Source organism: Pseudomonas kermanshahensis (assembly GCF_014269205.2).
Classification (GTDB): Bacteria; Pseudomonadota; Gammaproteobacteria; order Pseudomonadales; family Pseudomonadaceae; genus Aquipseudomonas; species Aquipseudomonas kermanshahensis.
The window spans coordinates 474143-498526 of the sequence record NZ_JABWRY020000001.1 but is presented as its reverse complement, the minus strand read 5'-3'; the positions used below and the strand labels follow the sequence as shown (position 1 = coordinate 498526).

Annotated in this window: 1 protein-coding gene; it reads left to right on the top strand. The window is 66.2% G+C overall.

All coding sequences use genetic code 11. The features are described from left to right. The first annotated feature begins 43 nt into the window (after window positions 1-43). The gene (locus HU764_RS02265; protein ID WP_217835000.1) at window positions 44-24379 is read left to right on the top strand and encodes a BapA/Bap/LapF family large adhesin; all 24336 of its coding nucleotides are present in this window, start codon (window positions 44-46) and stop codon (window positions 24377-24379) included. Window positions 24380-24384: the final 5 nt, after the last annotated feature.

Here is a 24384-nt window from a genome sequence, read left to right as displayed (position 1 = left end):
CTGAAGTCGAGCCAGTGTAGCCGCACACCAGCAGGGAGCATCCATGGACAACATCGTCGTCGCCGATAAGCAATCCGCAGTCGCCACCCAGAGTGCCTGGGGCAATATCAGTCTCAACGGGCCAGGCGTCGTGCAGATGCCGGTTTCCCCCGATAAAGTGGCAACTGTCACCCAGCGCGGACAAGACCTGATCGTCACCCTGAAGTCGGGCGAGAAGGTCACTATCGGCAACTTCTTCGCCGTGGATCAGGCCGGCGTCGGCAGCGACATCGTCTTCGTCGGTGAGGACGGCACCCTGTGGCATGCAAACTACGATGCGGTGGCTTTCACGGGCTTTACGTTCGACGAAGTGGCCTCGCTGGATGAACTGGTCGCGGGTATCGGTGTGGCGGGCAGCGCGATGCCAACCTGGGCCATTGCCGGGCTCAGCCTGCTGGGTATTGGCGGCGCGGCGGCGGCGGCCGACAACAGCAGCGGTGGCAGCAGTGGTGGCTCGGTCCCAGGCGACACCACAGCGCCGGCCACGCCGATCGACCTGCTGGTGTCCCCTGATGGCCTGCGCCTGACGGGCCGCGGCGAAGCCGGCAGCACGATAAATATTCGCGACGGCGCGGGCAACCTGATCGGCAGCGGCACGGTCGGTGCCGATGGCAGCTTCAACGTTGCGTTGAATCCCCCGCAGATCAACAGCGAAAACCTTGAAGTCACCCTGACCGATGGTGCGGGCAATGTCTCGGCCCCCGGCAGCGTCACCGCCCCGGATGCAACGGCACCGCTGGCACCGACCGATCTTGCCATCAACGAACAGGGCACCACCCTCACCGGCCGCGCCGAACCCGGCTCGACGGTGGCGGTGCGAGGTGCGGGTGGCGTATTGCTGGGCAGCGCGGTGGCGGGTGCTGACGGGCAGTTCAACATCAATTTGCAGCCACCGCAGACCGATGGCCAGGCATTGGAAGTGACCGCACAGGACGCAGCCGGCAATACATCGCCGGCTGCTGGCATTACGGCCCCGGATGTTGAAACGCCTCCTGATACAACAGCGCCGGATGCACCTGTGGACCTGGTAGTCGGCCTTGCTGGCCACCAGCTGACTGGCCGTGGCGAAGCGGGTACCACCGTGCAGGTGCGGGATGCCGCCGGCAATGTGCTGGCGACTGGCACTGTGGGTGCAGATGGCACGTTCCTGCTGACACTGGACCCTGCCGTGATCGATGGCAGCACCCTGCAGGTGACCCTGACCGATGCGGCGGGCAACGTTTCGCAGCCAGGTTCGGTCACCGCCCAAGACCTGCTGCCACCAGCACAACCGACTGACCTGGCCTTGGCTGAAGGCGTGACCCTTACTGGTCGCGGTGAACCAGGCGCCACCGTGCAAGTGCGGGACGCTGCGGGCACTGTGATAGGCACCGGAGTGGTGGGTGCTGATGGCTTATTCAGCGTATCCCTGTCCCCGGCTCAAGCGAATGGCGAAGCGCTGGACATCCGTCTGGTGGACGCTGCTGGCAACAGCTCCGCACCACTGCAGTTCGATGCGCCGGACATTACTCCGCCTGATGCCGTCAGCAACATCGTGGTCGGCGCCGGTGGCCTGGTCCTGAGCGGGCGCGGCGAAGCCGGGGCCATCGTTGAAGTGCGCGATGCCAACGGCAATGTGATTGGCACCGGCACTGTATTGGCCAATGGCACGTTCCTGATCGACCTTGATCCGGCTGTGCAATCTGGCGAACACCTGAGCTTGGTGCAGACCGACGCAAGCGGCAACGCTTCTGCCGTCCTCGAATACGACGTACCACTGACCACCGCCCCGGCCAGCCCAAGCGACCTGGCCATCGATGCCGATGGCACCACCCTCACCGGTTCCGCGCCGGCCGGTAGCCGCGTAGAAGTGCATGATGCCAATGGCACGCTGATCGGCAGCGCCATTGCCGGCGCCGATGGCACCTTCACCCTTGAACTCACGCCACCACAAGCCAACGGCGAACTGCTCGATGTCGTCGCCATCGATGACACCGGCCTGTCTTCTCTGCCCGCACAGATCACCGCGCCGGACATCACTGCACCAGCCGCACCTACCGAGTTGGCCGTCAGCGCCAACGGCACCGTCGTTACCGGCCGCGCCGAACCAGGCAGCACCGTTCGTATTCTCGCCGCGGATGGCACCGAACTGGGCAGCGCACTGGTCGGCCCGACCGGCGTGTTCAGCATCAACCTCGATCCGCCTCAGGTCGATGGTGAGCTACTGCAGGCCACCGCGACTGACGCTGCCGGCAATACCTCGGTTGCCAGCTCCGTTACCGCACCGGATATCGACGGCGGCGATACCACACCGCCTGACGCGCCTGTTGATTTGGTAATCGGCCTCGCTGGCCACCAACTGACTGGCCGTGGCGAAGCGGGGACTACGGTTCAGGTGCGGGATGCCGACGGCAATGTGCTGGCGACTGGCACCGTGGGTGCAGATGGCACCTTCCTGCTGACGCTGGACCCGGCTGTAGTCGACGGCAGCACCCTGCAAGTGACGCTGACCGATGCTGCTGGCAACGTTTCGCAGCCAGGCTCAGTGACGTCGCAAGACCTGCTGCCACCAGCACAACCGACTGATTTGGCCCTGGCTGAAGGCGTGACCCTCACCGGTCGCGGCGAACCAGGTGCCACGGTTCAAGTGCGCGACGCCGCCGGCACTGTGATAGGTACCGGGCAGGTCAACGCAGATGGCACTTTCAGCCTGACGCTCAGCCCTGCTCAAGCGAATGGCGAGGCACTGGATATTCGTCTGGTGGACGCCGCTGGTAACAGCTCGACCCCGCTACAATTCGATGCGCCGGATATCACTCCGCCTGATGCCGTCAGCAACATCGTGGTCGGCGCTGGTGGTCTGGTATTGAGCGGTCGCGGCGAAGCCGGGGCCACTGTGGAAGTGCGCGATGCCAACGGCAATGTGATTGGCACCGGCACTGTATTGGCCAACGGCACGTTCTTGATCGACCTCGATCCAGCTGCCCAACCAGGCGAACACCTGAGCCTGGTGCAGACCGACCCGAGCGGCAACGCTTCCGTTGCCCTTGAATACGACGTACCAACGACTACAGCTCCCGCCAGCCCAAGCGACCTGGCCATCGATGCCGATGGCACCACCCTCACCGGTACCGCACCAGCGGGCAGCCGCGTAGAAGTGCATGATGCCAATGGCACGCTCATCGGCAGCGCCATTGCCGGCGCCGATGGCACCTTCACCCTTGAACTCACGCCACCACAAGCCAACGGCGAACTGCTCGATGTCGTCGCCATCGATGACACCGGCCTGTCTTCTCTGCCCGCACAGATCACCGCGCCGGACATCACTGCACCAGCCGCGCCGAGTGAGCTGGCCGTCAGCGCAAACGGCACCGTTGTCACCGGCCGTGCCGAACCGGGTAGCACTGTTCGTATTCTCGCCGCCGATGGCACTGAACTGGGCAGCGCCCTGGTCGGGCCGACTGGCGTATTCAGCATCACCCTCGATCCGCCCCAGATTGATGGCGAAGTACTGCAGGCCACCGCAACTGACGCTGCTGGCAACACCTCGGTTGCCAGCTCCGTCACCGCACCGGATATCGACGGCAGCGATACCACACCGCCAGACGCACCTGTTGATCTGGTAATCGGTCTCGCTGGCCACCAACTGACTGGCCGTGGCGAAGCAGGCACCTCCGTGCAGGTGCGCGACGCCGCCGGCAATGTCCTGGCGACTGGCACTGTGGGTGCAGATGGCACCTTCCTGCTGACCCTTGATCCTGCCGTAATCGATGGCAGCACCCTGCAAGTGACCTTGACCGATGCCGCGGGCAACGTTTCGCAGCCAGGTTCAGTCACCTCCCAAGACCTGCTTCCACCTGCACAGCCGACTGACCTGGCCCTGGCTGATGGTGTGACCCTCACGGGTCGCGGCGAGCCTGGCGCCACCGTGCAAGTACGCGACGCTGCGGGCACTGTGATCGGCACCGGGCTGGTGGGCGCAGATGGCAGCTTCAACCTGACGCTCTCCCCGGCTCAAGCGAATGGCGAAGCACTGGACATCCGTCTGGTGGACGCCGCTGGTAACAGCTCTACCCCACTGCAATTCGATGCGCCGGATATCACTCCGCCAGCGGCCGTAAGCAATATCGTGGTCGGCACCGACGGCCTGGTCCTCAGCGGTCGCGGCGAAGCCGGGGCCACCGTGGAAGTGCGCGATGCCAACGGCAATGTCATTGGTACCGGCACCGTCTTGGCCAACGGCACCTTCCTGATTGACCTTGACCCGGCTGCCCAACCAGGCGAGCAACTGAGCCTGGTGCAGACCGACGCAAGCGGCAACGCTTCCGTTGCCGTCGAATACGACGTACCTCAAACCACCGCCCCTGCAAGTCCGAGCGACCTGCTCATCGATGCCGACGGCACCACCCTGACCGGTACCGCGCCAGCGGGCAGCCGCGTGGAAGTGCACGATGCCAATGGCACCCTGATCGGCAGCGCCACTGCCGGCGCCGATGGCACCTTCACCCTTGAACTCACGCCACCACAAGCCAACGGCGAATTGCTCGATGTCGTCGCCATCGATGACACCGGCCTGTCTTCTCTGCCCGCACAGATCACCGCGCCGGACATCACTGCACCAGCCGCGCCGAGTGAGCTGGCCGTCAGCGCAAACGGCACCGTTGTCACCGGCCGTGCCGAACCGGGTAGCACTGTTCGTATTCTCGCCGCCGATGGCACTGAACTGGGCAGCGCCCTGGTCGGGCCGACTGGCGTATTCAGCATCAACCTAGATCCGCCCCAGATTGATGGCGAAGTACTGCAAGCCACCGCAACTGACGCTGCCGGCAATACCTCGGTTGCCAGCTCCGTTACCGCACCGGATATCGACGGCGGCGATACCACACCGCCTGACGCGCCTGTTGATTTGGTAATCGGCCTCGCTGGCCACCAACTGACTGGCCGTGGCGAAGCGGGGACCACCGTGCAGGTGCGAGATGCCGACGGCAATGTGTTGGCGACTGGCACTGTCGGTGCAGATGGCACCTTCGTTCTGACGCTGGACCCTGCCGTGATCGATGGCAGCACCCTGCAAGTGATCCTGACCGATGCCGCGGGCAACGTTTCCCAGCCAGGCTCGGTCACCTCGCAAGATTTGCTGCCACCTGCGCAACCGACTGACCTGGCCTTGGCTGAAGGCGTGACCCTCACCGGTCGCGGTGAGCCGGGTGCCACTGTGCAAGTCCGCGATGCTGCGGGCACTGTGATAGGTACCGGGCTGGTCAACGCAGATGGCACTTTCAGCCTGACGCTCAGCCCTGCTCAAGCGAATGGCGAAGCGCTGGACATCCGTCTGGTGGATGCCGCTGGCAACAGCTCTGCACCATTGCAATTCGACGCACCGGACATTACTCCGCCTGATGCCGTCAGCAACATCGTTGTCGGCTCGGGAGGTCTGGTATTGAGCGGTCGCGGCGAAGCCGGGGCCACCGTGGAAGTACGCGATGCCAACGGCAATGTGATCGGTACCGGCACCGTCCTGGCCAATGGCACCTTCCTGATCGATCTCGACCCGGCTGCGCAACCAGGCGAACACCTGAGCCTGGTGCAGACGGACCCAAGCGGCAACACTTCCGTTGCCCTCGAATACGACGTACCACAAACCACCGCCCCGGCCAGCCCAAGTGACCTCGCGATTGATGCCGGAGGCACCACCCTGACCGGTTCCGCGCCAGCGGGCAGCCGTGTGGAGGTGCACGATGCCAATGGCACGCTGGTCGGCAGCGCCATTGCCGGTGCCGACGGCACCTTCACCATTGAACTCACGCCACCACAAGCCAACGGCGAGCTGCTCGATGTCGTCGCCATCGATGACACCGGCCTGTCGTCCCTGCCCGCACAGATCACCGCACCGGACATCACTGCACCAGCCGCACCAAGTGAACTGGCCGTCAGCGCCAACGGCACCGTCGTTACCGGCCGTGCCGAACCGGGAAGCACCGTGCGTATTCTCGCCGCGGATGGCACCGAACTGGGCAGCGCCCTGGTCGGACCAACTGGCGTGTTCAACATCACCCTCGACCCGCCTCAGGTCGATGGCGAAGTGTTGCAGGCTACCGCGACCGATGACGCTGGTAACACGTCGCTTGCCAGCTCCGTCACCGCGCCGGATATCGACGGCGTGGACACCACGCCACCCAACGCACCGACCAACCTGGTGATCGGCCTGGCCGGCAGCCAGCTCAGCGGCCGCGGCGAAGCCGGGGCCACCGTGCAGGTGCGGGATGCTGCCGGCAATGTGCTTGCCACTGGCACCGTAGGCGCGGATGGTAATTTTGTAATCGCCCTTGATCCCGCCGTGATCGATGGCAGCACCCTGCAAGTGACCCTGACCGATGCCGCGGGCAACATTTCGCAGCCAGGTTCGGTCACCTCCCAAGACCTGCTGCCACCTGCACAGCCGACTGACCTGGCCCTGGCTGATGGTGTGACCCTCACGGGTCGCGGCGAGCCTGGCGCCACCGTGCAAGTACGCGACGCTGCGGGCACTGTGATCGGCACCGGGCTGGTGGGCGCAGATGGCAGCTTCAACCTGACGCTCTCCCCGGCTCAAGCGAATGGCGAAGCACTGGACATCCGTCTGGTGGACGCCGCTGGTAACAGCTCTACCCCACTGCAATTCGATGCGCCGGATATCACTCCGCCAGCGGCCGTAAGCAATATCGTGGTCGGCACCGACGGCCTGGTCCTCAGCGGTCGCGGCGAAGCCGGGGCCACCGTGGAAGTGCGCGATGCCAACGGCAATGTCATTGGTACCGGCACCGTCTTGGCCAACGGCACCTTCCTGATTGACCTTGACCCGGCTGCCCAACCAGGCGAGCAACTGAGCCTGGTGCAGACCGACGCAAGCGGCAACGCTTCCGTTGCCGTCGAATACGACGTACCTCAAACCACCGCCCCTGCAAGTCCGAGCGACCTGCTCATCGATGCCGACGGCACCACCCTGACCGGTACCGCGCCAGCGGGCAGCCGCGTGGAAGTGCACGATGCCAATGGCACCCTGATCGGCAGCGCCATTGCCGGCGCCGATGGCACCTTCACCCTTGAACTCACGCCACCACAAGCCAACGGCGAACTGCTCGATGTCGTCGCCATCGATGACACCGGCCTGTCTTCTCTGCCCGCACAGATCACCGCGCCGGACATCACTGCACCAGCCGCACCGAGTGAGTTGGCCGTCAGCGCCAACGGCACTGTAGTAACTGGCCGTGCCGAACCGGGTAGCACCGTGCGTATTCTCGCCGCCGACGGCACCGAACTGGGCAGCGCTCTGGTCGGCCCGACTGGCGTCTTCAACATCACCCTCGACCCGCCTCAGGTCGATGGGGAGGTTCTACAAGCCACGGCTACCGATGCCGCTGGCAATACCTCCACCGCCAGCTCCGTCACCGCACCGGATATCGACGGCGGGGATACCACGCCACCAGACGCACCCACCAATCTGGTGATCGGTCTCGCTGGCCACCAACTGACTGGCCGTGGCGAAGCAGGCACCTCCGTGCAGGTGCGCGACGCCGCCGGCAATGTCCTGGCCACTGGCACCGTGGGTGCAGATGGCACCTTCCTGCTGACGCTGGACCCTGCCGTCATCGACGGCAGCACCCTGCAAGTGACACTGACCGATGCGGCGGGCAACGTTTCTCAACCGGGCTCGGTCACCTCGCAAGACCTACTGCCACCTGCGCAACCCACCGACCTTGCCCTGGCCAATGGCATCACCTTCACCGGCCGCGGCGAACCTGGCGCCACCGTACAAGTACGCGACGCTGCCGGTACTGTGATCGGTACCGGGCTGGTCAACGCGGATGGCACGTTCAGCCTGACGCTGAGCCCTGCGCAGGCCAATGGCGAAGCCCTGGATATCCGCCTGGTCGATGCCGCTGGCAATAGCTCCGCTGCCCTGCAGTTCAATGCGCCGGACATCACCCCACCGGATGCGGTCAGTAACATCCAGGTCGGCCCTGGCGGCTTGGTCTTGGGCGGTCGCGGGGAAGCGGGTGCCACCGTTGAGGTGCGCGACGCGGATGGCAACCTGCTTGGCCGCGGCGTCGTCACTGCCAATGGTACCTTCCTGATCAACCTCGACCCGGCTGCACAACCCGGCGAACACCTGAGCCTGGTGCAGGTCGACCCAAGCGGCAACGCGTCCGTTGCCCTCGAATACGACGTACCACTGACCACCGCCCCGGCCAGCCCGAGCGAACTGGCGATCAACGCCGATGGCACCAGCCTGACCGGCAACGCACCCGCTGGAACCCGTGTGGAGGTGCACGATGCCAATGGCACGCTCATTGGCAGTGCTGTGGCGGGTGCAGACGGCACCTTTACTATCGTGCTCGACCCGGCCCAAGCCAACGGCGAACTGCTCGATGTTGTGGCCATTGACGACACCGGCTTGTCGTCCGTGCCTGCGCAGATCACCGCGCCGGACATCACCGCGCCAGCCGCACCCAGTGAACTGGCCGTCAGCGCCAACGGCACTGTAGTAACTGGCCGTGCCGAACCGGGAAGCACCGTGCGTATTCTCGCCGCCGATGGCACTGAACTGGGCAGCGCCCTGGTCGGCCCAACCGGCGTATTCAACATCACCCTCGACCCGCCTCAGGTCGATGGCGAAGTGTTGCAGGCCACCGCGACCGATGACGCTGGTAACACATCGCCTGGCAGCTCCGTCACCGCGCCGGATATCGACGGCGTGGACACCACGCCACCCAACGCACCGACCAACCTGGTGATCGGCCTCGCCGGCAGCCAGCTCAGCGGCCGCGGCGAAGCCGGAGCCACCGTGCAGGTACGTGACGCCGCTGGCAATGTGCTGGCGACTGGCACCGTAGGCGCGGACGGCAACTTTGTAATCGCCCTTGATCCAGCCGTTAACGATGGCAGCACGCTGCAAGTGGTGCTGACCGACGCGGCAGGTAACGCGTCTGAACCAGGTACGGTCACCTCGCCAGACCTGCAAGCCCCAGACCAACCCACAGGCCTGGCCTTGGCCGAAGGCGTGACCCTTACCGGTCGCGGAGAACCGGGTGCCACTGTTCAAGTCCGCGACGCTGCGGGCAATGTGATTGGTAGCGGACTCGTAGGCGCAGATGGCAGTTTCAGCCTGACGCTCAGCCCTGCTCAAGCGAATGGCGAAGCGCTGGACGTTCGCCTCGTGGATGCCGCCGGCAACAGCTCTGCCCCACTCCAATTCGATGCACCGGACATCACACCGCCTGCCGCCGTCAGCAATATTGCCGTCGGCTCCGACGGCCTGGTCCTCAGCGGCCGCGGCGAAGCCGGCGCCACTGTGCAAGTGCGTGACGCCGAGGGCACTGTGATCGGCACAGGCACTGTCTTGGCCAACGGTACCTTCCTCATCGACCTCGACCCGGCAGCGCAACCCGGCGAGCACCTGAGCCTGGTCCAGACCGACCCGAGCGGCAACGCGTCCGTCGCCTTTGAATACGACGTACCACTGATCACCGCCCCGGCGAGCCCAAGCGAGCTGGCGATCAATGCCGATGGCACCAGCCTGACCGGCAACGCGCCAGCGGGAACCCGTGTGGAGGTGCACGATGCCAATGGCACGCTGATCGGCAGTGTCGTGGCAGGTGCCGATGGCACCTTCACTATCGTGCTCGACCCGGCCCAAGCCAACGGCGAACTGCTCGATGTGGTCGCCATTGATGACAACGGTCTGTCGTCCGTGCCTACGCAAATCTTTGCGCCGGACATCACCGCGCCGACTGCGCCAAGTGAACTGGCGATCAACGCCGACGGTAGCGTCGTCACCGGCCGGGCCGAAGCGGGCAGCACCGTGCGGGTGCTGGCAGCTGACGGCACCGAACTGGGCAGCGCCTTGGTCGGCCCGACTGGTACCTTCAACATCACCCTCGATCCGCCTCAAGTCGATGGCGAGGTGCTGCAAGTTACTGCGACCGATGCTGCAGGCAACGCCTCAACCGCCGGCACGGTCACCGCGCCGGATATCGACGGCGGCGACATCACGCCACCGGATGCACCTACCAACCTGGTCATCGCCCTCGCCGGCAGCCAGCTCAACGGTCGTGGCGAAGCCGGGGCCACCGTGCAAGTCCGTGATGCCGAGGGCAACCTCGTGGCCAGCGGCTTGGTCAACCCGGACGGCACCTTCCAGATCCCCCTGGACCCGGCCGTGAAAGACGGCAGCACCCTGCAAGTGGTACTGACCGACGCAGCAGGCAACGCCTCTGAACCTGGTTCGGTGACCTCGCCAGACCTACAAGCGCCAGAGCAACCTACCGGCCTGGAACTGGTCGACGGCGTCACCCTCACGGGTAGCGGCGAACCGGGCGCCACCGTGCAGGTGCGCGACGCTGCGGGCGACATCATCGGTACCGGCCTGGTCAACGAAAACGGCAGCTTCAGCCTCACGCTTACGCCTGCCCAGGCCAATGGCGAAGTGCTGGATATCCGCCTGGTGGACGCCGCCGGTAACACCTCGACCCCGCTGCCATTCGATGCACCGGACATCACGCCGCCTGCAGCGGTGAGCAATATTGTCGTCGGCAGCGATGGCCTGGCCCTGAGCGGCCGTGGTGAAGCGGGTGCCAGTGTGGAGGTGCGCGACGCCGCGGGTAATGTGATCGGCACTGGCACTGTCTTGGCCAACGGCACCTTCCTGATCGACCTCGACCCGGCGGCACTGCCAGGCGAGCGCCTGAGCCTGGTGCAGACCGACCCAAGCGGCAATGCATCTGTAGCCTTCGAGTACGACGTACCCTCGACCACCACACCGGCCAGCCCGAGCGACCTGGTGGTCGCCGAAGACGGCACCAGCATCAGCGGTTCCGCCCCGGTCGGCAGCCGTGTGGAAGTGCGCGATGCCGATGGCACGCTGGTCGGCAGCGTGGTGGTGGGTGCCGAAGGTACCTTCACCGTCATCCTCAACCCGGCACAAGCCAACGGCGAACTGCTCGACCTGGTGGCAATCGATGGCACCGGCGCGTCGTCCCTGCCGGTACAAATCAACGCACCCGACATCACCGCGCCGACTGCGCCGAGTGAACTGGCGATCAACGCCGACGGCAGCGTCGTCACCGGCCGTGCCGAACCGGGCAGCACCGTGCGGGTGCTGGCAGCTGACGGCACCGAACTGGGCAGCGCCCTGGTCGGCCCGACTGGCACCTTCAACATCACCCTCGATCCGCCTCAAGTCGATGGCGAGGTGCTGCAGGTCACCGCCACAGATGCCGCAGGCAACGCCTCTACGGCCGGCACGGTCACCGCGCCGGACATCGACGGCGGCGACACCACGCCACCAGACGCACCCACCAACCTGGTCATCGCCCTCGCCGGCAGCCAGCTGAATGGTCGTGGTGAAGCCGGGGCCACCGTGCAAGTCCGTGATGCCGAGGGCAACCTCGTGGCCAGCGGCTTGGTCAACCCGGACGGCACCTTCCAGATCACCCTGGACCCGGCCGTTAACGACGGCAGCACCCTGCAAGTGGTACTGACCGACGCGGCAGGCAACGCCTCTGAACCTGGTTCGGTGACCTCGCCAGACCTACAAGCGCCAGAGCAACCTACCGGCCTGGAACTGGTCGACGGCGTCACCCTCACGGGTAGCGGCGAACCGGGCGCCACCGTGCAGGTGCGCGACGCTGCGGGCGACATCATTGGTACCGGCCTGGTCAACGAGAACGGCAGCTTCAGCCTCACCCTTACGCCTGCCCAGGCCAATGGTGAAGTGCTGGACATCCGCCTGGTGGATGCCGCTGGTAATAGCTCCACCCCGCTGCCATTCGATGCACCGGACATCACGCCGCCTGCAGCGGTGAGCAATATTGTCGTCGGCAGCGATGGCCTGGCCCTGAGCGGCCGTGGTGAAGCGGGTGCCAGCGTGGAGGTGCGCGACGCCGAGGGTAATGTGATCGGCACTGGCACTGTCTTGGCCAACGGCACCTTCCTGATCGACCTCGACCCGGCGGCACTGCCAGGCGAGCGCCTGAGCCTGGTGCAGACCGACCCAAGCGGCAATGCATCCGTAGCCTTCGAGTACGACGTACCCTCGACCACCACACCGGCCAGCCCGAGCGACCTGGTGGTCGCCGAAGACGGCACCAGCATCAGCGGTTCCGCCCCGGTCGGCAGCCGTGTGGAAGTGCGCGATGCCGATGGCACGCTGGTCGGCAGCGTGGTGGTGGGTGCCGAAGGTACCTTCACCGTTATCCTCAACCCGGCGCAAGCCAACGGCGAACTGCTCGACCTGGTGGCAATCGATGGCACCGGCGCGTCGTCCCTGCCTGTTCAAATCAACGCACCCGACATCACCGCGCCGACTGCGCCGAGTGAACTGGCGATCAACGCCGACGGCAGCGTCGTCACCGGCCGTGCCGAACCGGGCAGCACCGTGCGGGTGCTGGCAGCTGACGGCACCGAACTGGGCAGCGCCCTGGTCGGCCCGACTGGCACCTTCAACATCACCCTCGATCCGCCTCAAGTCGATGGCGAGGTGCTGCAAGTTACTGCGACCGACGCTGCAGGCAACGCCTCAACCGCCGGCACGGTCACCGCGCCGGATATCGACGGCGGCGACACCACGCCACCAGACGCACCCACCAACCTGGTCATTGCCCTCGCCGGCAGCCAGCTCAACGGTCGCGGCGAAGCTGGGGCAACCGTGCAAGTCCGTGATGCCGAGGGCAACCTTGTCGCCAGCGGCTCGGTCAACCCGGATGGCACCTTCCAGATCACCCTGGACCCAGCCGTGAAAGACGGCAGCACCCTGCAAGTGGTGCTGACCGACGCGGCAGGCAACGCCTCTGAGCCTGGCTCGGTAACCTCGCCAGACCTGCAAGCGCCAGAGCAGCCTACCGGCCTGGAACTGGCCAACGGCGTCACCCTCACGGGTAGCGGCGAACCGGGCGCCACCGTGCAGGTGCGCGACGCTGCGGGCGACATCATCGGCACCGGCCTGGTCAACGAGAACGGCAGCTTCAGCCTCACCCTTACGCCTGCCCAGGCCAATGGCGAAGTGCTGGACATCCGCCTGGTAGATGCCGCCGGCAACACCTCGACCCCGGTGCCATTCGATGCACCGGACATCACCGCGCCGGCTGCCGTCAGCGACATCGTGGTCGGTACGGGTGGCCTGGCCCTGAGCGGCCGTGGCGAAGCGGGGGCCAACGTCGAAGTGCGTGACGCCCTTGGCTCGGTCATCGGCACCGGCACGGTATTAGCCAACGGCACCTTCCTGATCGACCTCGACCCGGCGGCACTGCCAGGCGAGCGCCTGAGCCTGGTGCAGACCGACGCGAGCGGCAACGCCTCCGAAGCCCTGCAATTCGATGTCCCTGTGACCACCGCGCCGGCCAGCCCGAGCGAGCTGGTGGTCGCCGAAGACGGCACCAGCATCAGCGGATCCGCCCCGGTCGGCAGCCGCGTGGAAGTTCACGATGCTGACGGCAACGTGGTCGGCAGCGTGGTGGTGGGCGCCGAAGGCACCTTCACCGTCGTGCTCACGCCAGCACAAGCCAACGGCGAACTGCTGGATGTAGTGGCAATCGACAGCACCGGCGCATCGTCCCTGCCAGTACAAGTCAACGCACCGGACATCACTGCGCCTGTCACACCTACCGAACTGGCCATCAGCACCGATGGCAGCGTGGTCACCGGGCGTGCCGAAGTGGGCAGCACGGTGCGGGTCCTGGCGGCCGATGGCACCGAGCTGGGCAGCGTTCTGGTCGGCCCGAGCGGTGCCTTCAGCATCACCCTTACCCCGGCACAGGTCGATGGCGAACAGCTGCAAGTCACGGCCACCGATACCGCAGGCAATACCTCGACAGCCGGCAGCGTTACCGCACCGGATATCGACAATGGCGACACCACGCCACCAGAGCCAGCCACCAACCTGGTGGTCAGCAATGATGGGCTGACCCTCTCTGGCCGCGGCGAACCTGGCGCGACCGTGGAGGTTCGCAACGATCAGGGCCAGGTGGTGGTCACGGGAACGGTACAACCCGGTGGCGACTTCACCGTGCAGCTGCCCTCCTCGGTTGCAGACGGCTCGTCCCTGCAGGTGACCTTGACCGATGCCGCTGGCAATACCTCGCAGCCGAGCTCGGTGCTCACGCCGGACCTCGCCGCGCCGCTGCAACCTACCGACCTTGTCCTCAGCGAGGGCATCAGCCTGACCGGTAGCGCCGAACCTGGCGCACGAGTGAACGTCCACGACGCGTCAGGCAACTTGATCGGCAGCGCCATCGCCGAGCCCGACGGCACCTTCACCCTCACCCTGGACCCGATCCAGGCCAATGGCGAAACCTTAGCCATCACCGTGGTCGATGCCGCGGGTAACACCTCGGTGCCACTGAGTTACGTGGCAGCGGACATCACCGCACCGGCGATCATCACTGACGTCGTCGCGGGTGCCGGCAGCCTGGCGGTCTCCGGTCGCGGCGAAGCCGGCGCCAAAGTGGAGGTGAAAGATGCCGATGGCACGGTCATCGGCAGCGGCACCGTCGCCCCGAACGGCACCTTCGTGGTTGACCTCGAAACGCCGCTGGCGGCAGGCCAGGCCATCGTCCTGGTGCAAACCGATGCTGCGGGTAATGAGTCGGTAGGCATCGCCGTCATCGTTGCTGATGTACCGCTGCCCGAAAGCCCGAGCGGGCTGGTGCTGGCAGCCGACGGTTCGTCCATCAGCGGCAGTGCCCCTGCGGGCACGCAGGTCGAGGTGCGCGACGCACAGGGTAATGTGCTGGGCAGTGTCCAGGCCGGCCCTGGCGGCGCCTTCACCATCGGCCTCACGCCAGCGCAGGCCAACGGCGAAACACTGGATGTAGTCGCCATCGATGCCGATGGCAACAACTCGCTGCCAACCCAGATCATTGCCCCTGATATCACCCCGCCGAACCAGGCCAGCGACCTGCAACTCAGTGCCGATGGCAGCACCCTCACCGGTCGCGGCGAGCCTGGCACCACCGTGCAGGTCACCAACGCCCAGGGCGATGTGCTGGGCAACGCACAGGTCGGTGCCAATGGCGTCATCAGCGTGGTTCTGACCCCGCCGCAAACCGACGGCCAGGAACTGGACGTGACCCTGCGCGACGCCGCAGGCAACACCTCTACCGCAACCGTCAACGCGCCCGACCTGGACGGCCCGCTGCAGCCTTCGGGCCTGGCCATCGACACCAACGGCCTCCACCTCACCGGGCAGGGCCAGAGCGGCTCGACCATCACCGTGCGTGCAGAAGATGGCACCATTCTGGGCACCACCACGGTGGGTGGCGACGGCCGCTTCGACGTCACCCTCAACCAGCCTCAGCGCAATGGCGAAAGCCTGACCGTGGACGCCACCGACAGCCTCGGTAACAGCGCAGGCCCGGTCAACTTCACCGCGCCTGATACCACGCCACCGCAAGCGGTTGGCGAGGTAGCCATCGACGGCGCGGGCCTGACCGTCACCGGCACCGGTGAACCCGATGCAACTGTGACCGTACGCGCGCCGGATGGCACCGTGCTGGGCACAGTTGTGGTCGGCGCTAACGGCGCGTTCGAAATCACCCTGGACCCGCCGCAGACCAACGGCCAGGCACTGACCGTGGATCAACGCGACCCAACCGGCAACCTGTCCACCGCCGTTACCCTGCCGGCACCCGACAGCGAGGCACCGGATACCCCGACAGGCACCACGTTGTCCGCTGATGGCCGAACCCTCACCGGCACCGGTGAACCCGGTGCGACGGTAACCGTGACCGGCACGGCTGGCGCAGTCGTGGGCACCGCCGTGGTCGAGGCCGATGGCAGCTTCCGCGTGACCATCGACCCGCCACAGCTCAATGGCCAGACCCTGTCCGTCACCCAGGCAGACAGCGCCGGCAATGACTCCCCTGCCGCCCTCGTGACCGCACCTGACCTTGAGGCACCGGAAGCCGCGCAAGGCCTGGGCCTGGACCCGACAGGCACGGAACTCAGCGGCCAGGGCGAACCCGGCAGCACCGTGGAAGTACGCAACGCTGCCGGGGACTTGCTGGGCACCATCCCGGTGAATGGCGACGGCACCTTCACCGTCACCCTCACACCCGCCCAGACCAACGGCGAAGTACTGTCGGTGGTATTGATCGATAACGACGGCAATGCCTCGCCATCGGCCACCTTCACGGCCGACGACAGCACCGCACCCACCGCGCCGGCCGGGCTTACCATTACCCCGGGCGGCAACGCCATCCAGGGTACCGGTGAGGCAGGTTCGACCGTCGAAGTGCGCGCCCCTGACGGCAGCCTCTTGGGCTCTGTGGTTGTGCCAGCAGGCGGTAACTTCACGGTGCCGCTGTCCCCTGCGCAACTCGATGGCCAGGCGCTGGAGGTCACCTTGACCGACGCCGCGGGCAACGAGTCCCTGCCCACCCAGATCATTGCACCGGACATCACCCCGCCGGCACTGCCCACTGAGGTGGAGGTCAGCCCGGATGGCACCACCGTGACCGGCAACGCGCCGGGCGCAACGACGGTGACGGTGCGGGATGCAGCCGGCAACGAGACCACCGAGCCGGTGAACCCTGACGGCAGCTTCAGCGTTACGCTGCCGACTCCGCAGACCAACGGTGAACCCGTGACCGTGGTAGTCAGCGACGGGGCCAACAGCGCTGCGCCCATCACCGTCACGGCACCCGATACCACCGACCCGCTCCCGGCCACGGGGGTCACCGTCAGCCCGGATGGCAGCGTGGTCGGCGGCGGCGCCGAACCTGGCAGTACAGTCGTCATCCGCAACCCGGATGGCAGTGAACGCGGCAGCGAAACCGTCGGGCCGGACGGCACCTTCGTGGTACCCGTCACGCCGCCACTGGCGGAGGGCGAAACCGTCGACGTGGTGGTGATCGACCCTGCCGGCAACGAGTCCACCCCCGTTTCGCTGGAGGGCCCGGATGGCACCGAAGCCGTTACCCCAAGCGGCCTTGCCATCAGCGCCGACGGCTTCCTGCTCACCGGCCAAGGCACCGTCGGGTCACTGATCACCGTGACCTCGGGCGGCATTACCCTGGGCACGGCAACGGTGGGTAGCGATGGCACCTTCCGGGTGTTCTTCCAGAATGCCCAGCTCAATGGCGAGACCTTGGTGGTCACCGCGCGCGCCACGGTCGATGGCGACCCATCGGTACCCGCCACCCTCGTGGCCAACGACACCACCGCGCCAGCCGCCCCGATCGTGGATGGCATCGACCGCACCGGCAGCACGCTGACCGGCCATGGCGAAGTGGGTGCGACCGTACGTGTGGTCAATGCCCAAGGCGACGTGCTTGGCACTGCCACCGTCGGCAGCAATGGTTTGTTCAGCATCAGCTTCGCGCCACCGCTGACCAATGCCCAGAACCTGATCGTCACCCAGGCCGATGCGGCCGGTAACGTGTCGCTCGCAGCCACCTTGCAGGCCCCTGACCTGCAGGCGCCGCTGGCGGCCAGCAACCTCAGCCTCAACAGCGCGGCCACCGTGCTCAGCGGCGAAGGTGAAGCCGGTGCCACCGTCACCGTGCGCGATGCCAGCGGCGCCATTCTGGCCACCGGCACCGTCAACCAACTCGGCCAGTTCCAGATCACCCTGCCGAGTGCGCAAACCAGCGGCAGCCCGCTGCAGGTCACGCTCAGCGACGCCGCCGGCAACATTTCTGGCCCGGCCAGCCTGGCCACGCCAGACCGCACGCCGCCTGCAGCCATCAGCAACCCCGTACTGAGCCAGGACGGCAAGCAGCTGTCGGGCAGCGGTGAGGCAGGCGCCACCGTCCAGGTGCGCAATGCCGCCGGGACCGTGCTCGGCACGGCCGTGGTTGGGGCCGATGGCCGCTTCACGGTGGTCTTCGACACCCCGCAAGCCACCGGCCAGGCCATCGGCGTTACGCAGGTGGATGCGGCTGGCAATACCTCGCCAGCTGTCAATGTCACCACCCCTGACCTGACCCCGCCAGCGCCGCTGACCAATGTGGTGCTGAACAACAACGGCCTGACCCTGACCGGCCTCGGCGAAGCCGGCGCCACCGTCACCGTGCGCGGCCCGGATGGCACCATTATCGGTACCGGCCTGGTAAGCGCCAACGGCAGCTTCACCCTGACCCTGGACAACGCTCAACTCAACGCCCAGCACTTGAGCGTGACCCAGACCGACGCAGGCAATAACACCTCCACCGCCGTGGCGGTCACCGCGCCGGACTTCACCCCACCGCCTGCCCCAACCGCGCTGGCCTTGGCCGCCACTGGCCTGCAGTTGACCGGCAGTGCGGAAGCCGGCAGTACCGTGACCGTGCGCGATGCCTCTGGCAACGTGCTGGGCACTGCGGTGGCTGGCAGCAACGGCACCTTCCAGGTCACCCTGAACAGTGCCCAGACCAATGGCCAGACCTTGCAGGTAACCGCCACCGATGCCGCAGGCAACGTGTCGCCGGCCGCGCCTTACACCGCAGCCGATACCACGCCACCTGCCGCAGTCGCCAACCTGTCGGTCTCCGCCAATGGCGCGACCCTCACCGGTACCGGCGAAGCCAACGCCACGGTCACCGTTCGCGCACCGGACGGTACCGCACTGGGCACGGCCACGGTGGGCGCCGATGGCAGCTTCACGGTCAACCTGTCACCTGCCGCCATCACCGGCGAAAGCCTCAGCGTGGTGCAGGCCGATGCCGCGCAGAACGTTTCACCTGCACAGACCGTCACCGCACCGGGCATCCTGGCGCCAGAGACGCCCGACAACCTGGTACTGGCCGCTGATGGCCTGGTAGTAACCGGCACGGCAACGCCAGGCAGCACGGTCACTGTCTACGGCCCCAACGGCGTATTGCTGGGCACAGCCCCGGTCGCCGACGACGGCACCTTCACGGTCAACCTCGGCAGCGTCCAGGCCAACGGCGAAGTGCTGCATGTGAGTGCGGTAGGCACCGATGGCAGCACGTCGCTGCCAGCCACCCTGCAGGCACCGGACACCACGGCACCGCTGCCACTGGCCAACGTCGTGCTGTCCAGCGATGGGCTGGTCCTCAGTGGCCGCGGCGAGCCGGGTGCCACCGTCTCCGTGATCGGTGAAGGTGGCGTCGACCTCGGCACTGGTGTTGTCGATGCTAATGGCAACTTCAGCATCAACCTGGGCAGCGCGCAGATCAATGGCGAACAGCTCAGCGCCAGCCAGTCCGATGCCGCCGGCAACGAATCCAACAGCATCAGCCTTATCGCGCCGGACCGCGTGGCGCCCGATGCCGCCGAGAACCTGGCCTTTGCCGGTGGCGGCAGCCTGCTCAACGGTACCGGCGAAGCGGGCAGCACTGTGCGCGTGCTGGCCGCTGATGGCAGCGTACTGGGCACTACGGTGGTGCGTGGTGACGGCAGCTTCCAGGTCGACCTCAACGCGCCCCAGGCCAACGGCCAGCAAGTGCAAGTCGTGCTGACCGATGCCGCTGGCAACCAGTCGGCTGCCAGCCCAATCACCGCGCCGGATACCACCCCACCCACCGCGCCAACCGAGCTGGCCATTTCCAGCGATGGCATCACCCTCACCGGCCGCGGCGAAGTCGGCGCGCTGCTGATCGTCACCGGGCCAGATGGCAGCGAGGTTGGCAGGGCCACTGTCGATGCCAGCGGCCATTTCACCGTGATCCTAAGCCCAGCACTGGGTAACAGCGAGCTGCTCAGCTTCACCCAGACCGACACTGCCGGCAACGTGTCGCCAGTGGCTACCCTGCTGACGCCAGACTTCACCCCACCCGCCGCGCTCACCGATGTCGACATCACGCTCGACGGCAGCGTGGTCACCGGCCAAGGCGAAGCCGGTGCAACTGTCACCGTGAGCAACGCCGCAGGCGCGGTGCTGGGCTCAGGCATCGTACTGGCCGACGGCAGCTTCCGTGTTGAGTTGACACCGCCACAGATCAACTTCGAAACACTCTCGGTACAACAGGCCGACCCACCCGGCAACATCAGTGCGCCGGTCAATATCCTGGCGCCGGACCTCACGCCACCGGAGGCAGCGACCGAACTGCGGCTCAACGCTGCGGGCGATCTGCTCAGCGGCGTCGGCGAAGCGGGTGCGACTGTTAGGGTCTATGTCGGCATCACGCAAATCGGCACGGTCCAGGTAGACGCGGACGGTACGTTCCAGGTCAACCTGAGCTCGGCGCAGCTCAACGGGCAGGTGCTGCAAGTGACCGTGACCGATGGCCGCGGCAACATCTCGCCGATCAGCACGACCACGGCAGTAGACATCACACCGCCCGCCTCGGTGATCGCCACGATCAACGACAGCGGCACCCAGCTGATCGGCACCGGCGAGCCCGGCTCACGGGTCACCGTGGTCAACAACCAGGGCGACCTGCTTGGCCAGGTCTCGGTCGACCCGGACGGCACCTTCGTGCTCGACCTGAACGCGGCGCAAATCAACGGCGAAGTGCTGACCCTCATCGCCCAGGACGCCACCGGCAACCCATCCGCGCCACTGCAAGTGACCGCGCCAGACCTGACGCCACCGGTACAGCCGAGCGACCTGTTGCTCAATCCGGCCGGCACCTCGATGACGGGTACTGCTGAAGCGGGTACCACCGTCACCGTTCGCGGGCCGAACAACAATGTGGTCGGCGAGGTGGAAGTCCCTGCAAACGGCCAGTTCACCGTCACCATCAACCCAGCCCAAAACAACGGCCAACTGCTGACTGTGGTGTCCACCGACGATGCCGGCAACAGCTCGCTGCCTGCCAGCTACCAGACCAACGACACCTCGCCACCTGACGTGGTCACGGACATGGCCATCAACAACACCTTCGACGTGCTGACCGGTAAAGGCGAGCCAAATGCGATCGTCACCGTCAGCCGCGGCGGCACTGTGCTGGGTACCGGCCAAGTGGATGCGGCCGGCAACTTCCAGATCACGCTGGTACCGCCTGCGGGTATTCTGGCTACGCTGGGGGTGACGCAATCTGACGGCTTCAACACCTCGGCGGTCGCGACCTATGTCACGCCATTGGTGGCACCGCCCGTGCCGCCAACCAACGTGACCCTGGGCAGCGATGGCCTGACCTTGCAGGGGAATGCGCCGAGTGGTGTCGGTATCCGCGTCTACGATGCCGCCGGCAACCTGATCGGCACCGGCGGGGCCACCCTCAATGGCACCTTCACCCTGCAACTGAACACGGCGCAGCTCAACGGCCAGCACCTGACCGTGACGGCTGTGGCATTGGTGGGCGGCGAATCGCAACCGACCTTCGTGCAGGCCGCCGACATCACGCCACCGGCCAACCCGGTGGTAACCGGCCTGTCTGCCAACGGCCTGGTACTGAGCGGTACCGGTGAGGCCGGGGCCACGGTAACCGTGCGCGACGCCAGCAACAACGTGCTCGGCACCGGGCTGGTGAATGCCGGTGGCGCGTTCAGCATCAACCTCAATACCCCGCAGCTCAACGGCCAGGTATTGGGCGTGAGCCAGGCTGACGCGGCAGGCAACGTGTCTGGCAGCACCAGCGTCACCGCCATCGACGTGCAGCCACCGGCCGCGCCGACCAACCTGGTCATCAATGGCGCTGGCACCGAGCTCACAGGGCGTGGCGAGGCGGGTGCAACCGTGACCGTGCAAGGCCCGAACGGCGCGCTGGGCTCGGCCGTGGTTCAAGCCGATGGCACGTTCACCATCACCCTGACCACACCGCAAAACGATGGGCAACTGCTGGTGGTGCGCCAGTCCGACCCTACCGGCAACCTGTCCAGCAGCGTCAACGTGACGGCGCCGGACACCACACCGCCAGCCGCGCCGCTGGCCACCATCAACGCCAACGGTACGGCCGTCAGCGGCTCTGGCCAGGTCGGCAGCACCGTGACGGTGCGCAACGGCGCAGGCACTATCATCGGCACGGCCACGGTGGGCAGCAACGGCCTGTTCGTGGTCAGCCTGACCGCGGCGCAGATCGACAACCAGGCCTTGAGCGTCACCCTCACCGACGGTGCAGGCAATGTCTCGACCGGCACTGCGCTCACCGCACCGGACCTGACCCCGCCAGCAGTCGCCGGCAACCTGGCGATCAGCGCCGACGGCAGCACCCTCACCGGTAGCGGCGAAGTGGGCGCCACCGTCACCGTGCGCAGTGCCAACGGCACCGTGCTGCAAACGGCGGTGGTACAACCGGACGGCAACTTCACCGTGACCCTGAGCCCGCCTCAAGACAACGGCCAGTTGCTGTCGGTGACCATCAGCGACGGGCGCGGCAACGTGTCCGGTAACGTCAACATCACCGCACCAGACGTCGATGCCAACGCCCCGGTAATCGCCAGCGACAACCTGGTGACCGCCGAGGTCAACCTGGCACCGGTGGTCAGCTCGCGCAGCTATCAGGACAGCTTCACCACCTTGCTGGCAGGCTTCACCAAGACCTACACCTGGACGGTCGGTGCCGGCACCACCGTGGACCCAACGCTGACCCTGAACACCAGCAGCGCACTGTCGCTGCTCGACAATGCCACCTTCACCCTGCAAGTGAAGAACGCTGCCGGCAACTGGGTGACCTTGGCCACGGGCACCAGCCAGGGCCTGCTCGACCTGATCCTGCTGCCGCTGGGCCAGGGCATTCGTGTCGACATCGGTGAGTTGCAGGCCGGTGACTATCGCCTGACGGTCGGCAGTGGCGGCATCGGCCTGATCACCAACGTGACCACCACGCTGGACATCGAGACCACCAGCCTCACGCAGTTCACCGGCACCGGCACGGCAAAAACCGGCAACGTCATTACCGACGTTGGCACCGACGGTAGCGTCGATGCCCTTGGCCCGGACAGCGCCGCCGTGCTGCAGGTAATGAAGAACGGCAGCTATGTGTCGGCGGGCAGCGCCACCACGGTGCAAGGCCTGTACGGCACCCTGGTGATCCGCGGTGACGGCAGCTACACCTACACGCCTAACGGCAGCCCATCGAGCGTCGGCAAGGTCGATGTGTTCAGTTACCAGCTGCTGCATGCCAACGGCGCCTCCGATGCGGCCAACCTGTATGTGCGCATCGACAGCCCACAAGCCACGGAGATCTGGAGCGACACCAACTACAGTGCACCGGCCACGGTGCTCGACGCGGTCAACGACGCCGGCACCAGCCAACTCACCCTGGCCAACCGGGTGGACACCAGTACCGCTTCGCTGGGCGTACTGACCCTGCCTTTGATCGGCTCACGCCAGGCCACCTACACCACCAGCGTTGCCGCCGACACCACGGCCAACCTGCAAGTGGTGGTCAACTCGACCAACCTGCTGAGCCTGCTCAATGGCACCACCATCGACCTGCTCAAACTCAACCCGGCAACCGGCCAGTATGTGCTGGTGCAGTCGGTCGGCGGTGGCTCGCTGATCAGCCTGCTCGGTGGTGGTGCGGGCTACACGTTCCAGAACCAGGGGGCCGGCACCTACCACGTGCGCGTCACCGCGGGCGGCATCGGCCTGGCCAGTTCGATCACCACCAGTGTCAACGCCACCACCACGCACCTGACCGAGTTCGTGGTCAGCGGCGCCACGGCGGTCACCGGCAACCTGTTGGCCGACGACAACCTTGGCTCGCCATTGACCGTGCTGAGCGTAATGACGGCGGCCAACACCTACACCATCCCGGGCTACAACGGGGTCAGTGTGGCGGGCAGCTACGGCACCCTGCTGGTGCAAGCAGACGGCAGCTACACCTACACCCTCAACGCCGGGCTGACCAATGCGGTGATTGGCCAGCATGAAACCTTCACCTACGAGCTGACCCACCCCAACGGCACCACCGACACCGCCAACCTGACCATCAGCCTGGACAACGCCGCCAACTTCACGGCCACCAGCTCGCTGCTGGCCGACAGCGGTGACGAAGGCGTGGCACTGGCCAGTCTCGCGGCGGTGGCCTCCAGCGAAGTGATTGCCGGCACCGATGGCAATGACCACCTCGATGGCAGCCAGGGCGGCCACATCACCCTGCTGGGTGGTGCGGGCGATGACACCCTGGTGGTGGTCGACCAGAACTTCGCCAGCGTCGAGGGTGGCAGCGGTAACGACACCCTGCTGTGGGGCGGTGGCGATGCCAGCATCGACCTGGGCAACCTGGTCGGGCGGGTCCACGACATCGAAGTGATCGACCTCAACGACACCAGCTCGGTGGCGTTGACCCTGAACCTGGCGGACGTGGTCGCGATCACCGAAACCGGTAACGACACACTGGTCATCAAGGGGGATGAAAAGGACTCGGTTCACATGACGGACAACTGGGCGCTGGTCGGGAACCAAACTGCCGACGGCATCGACTATAACCAATATACGGCCCAGGAGGATCCGAGCCATCACCTGTGGGTGCAGAACGGTATCCATGTCGTCTGAGGCCG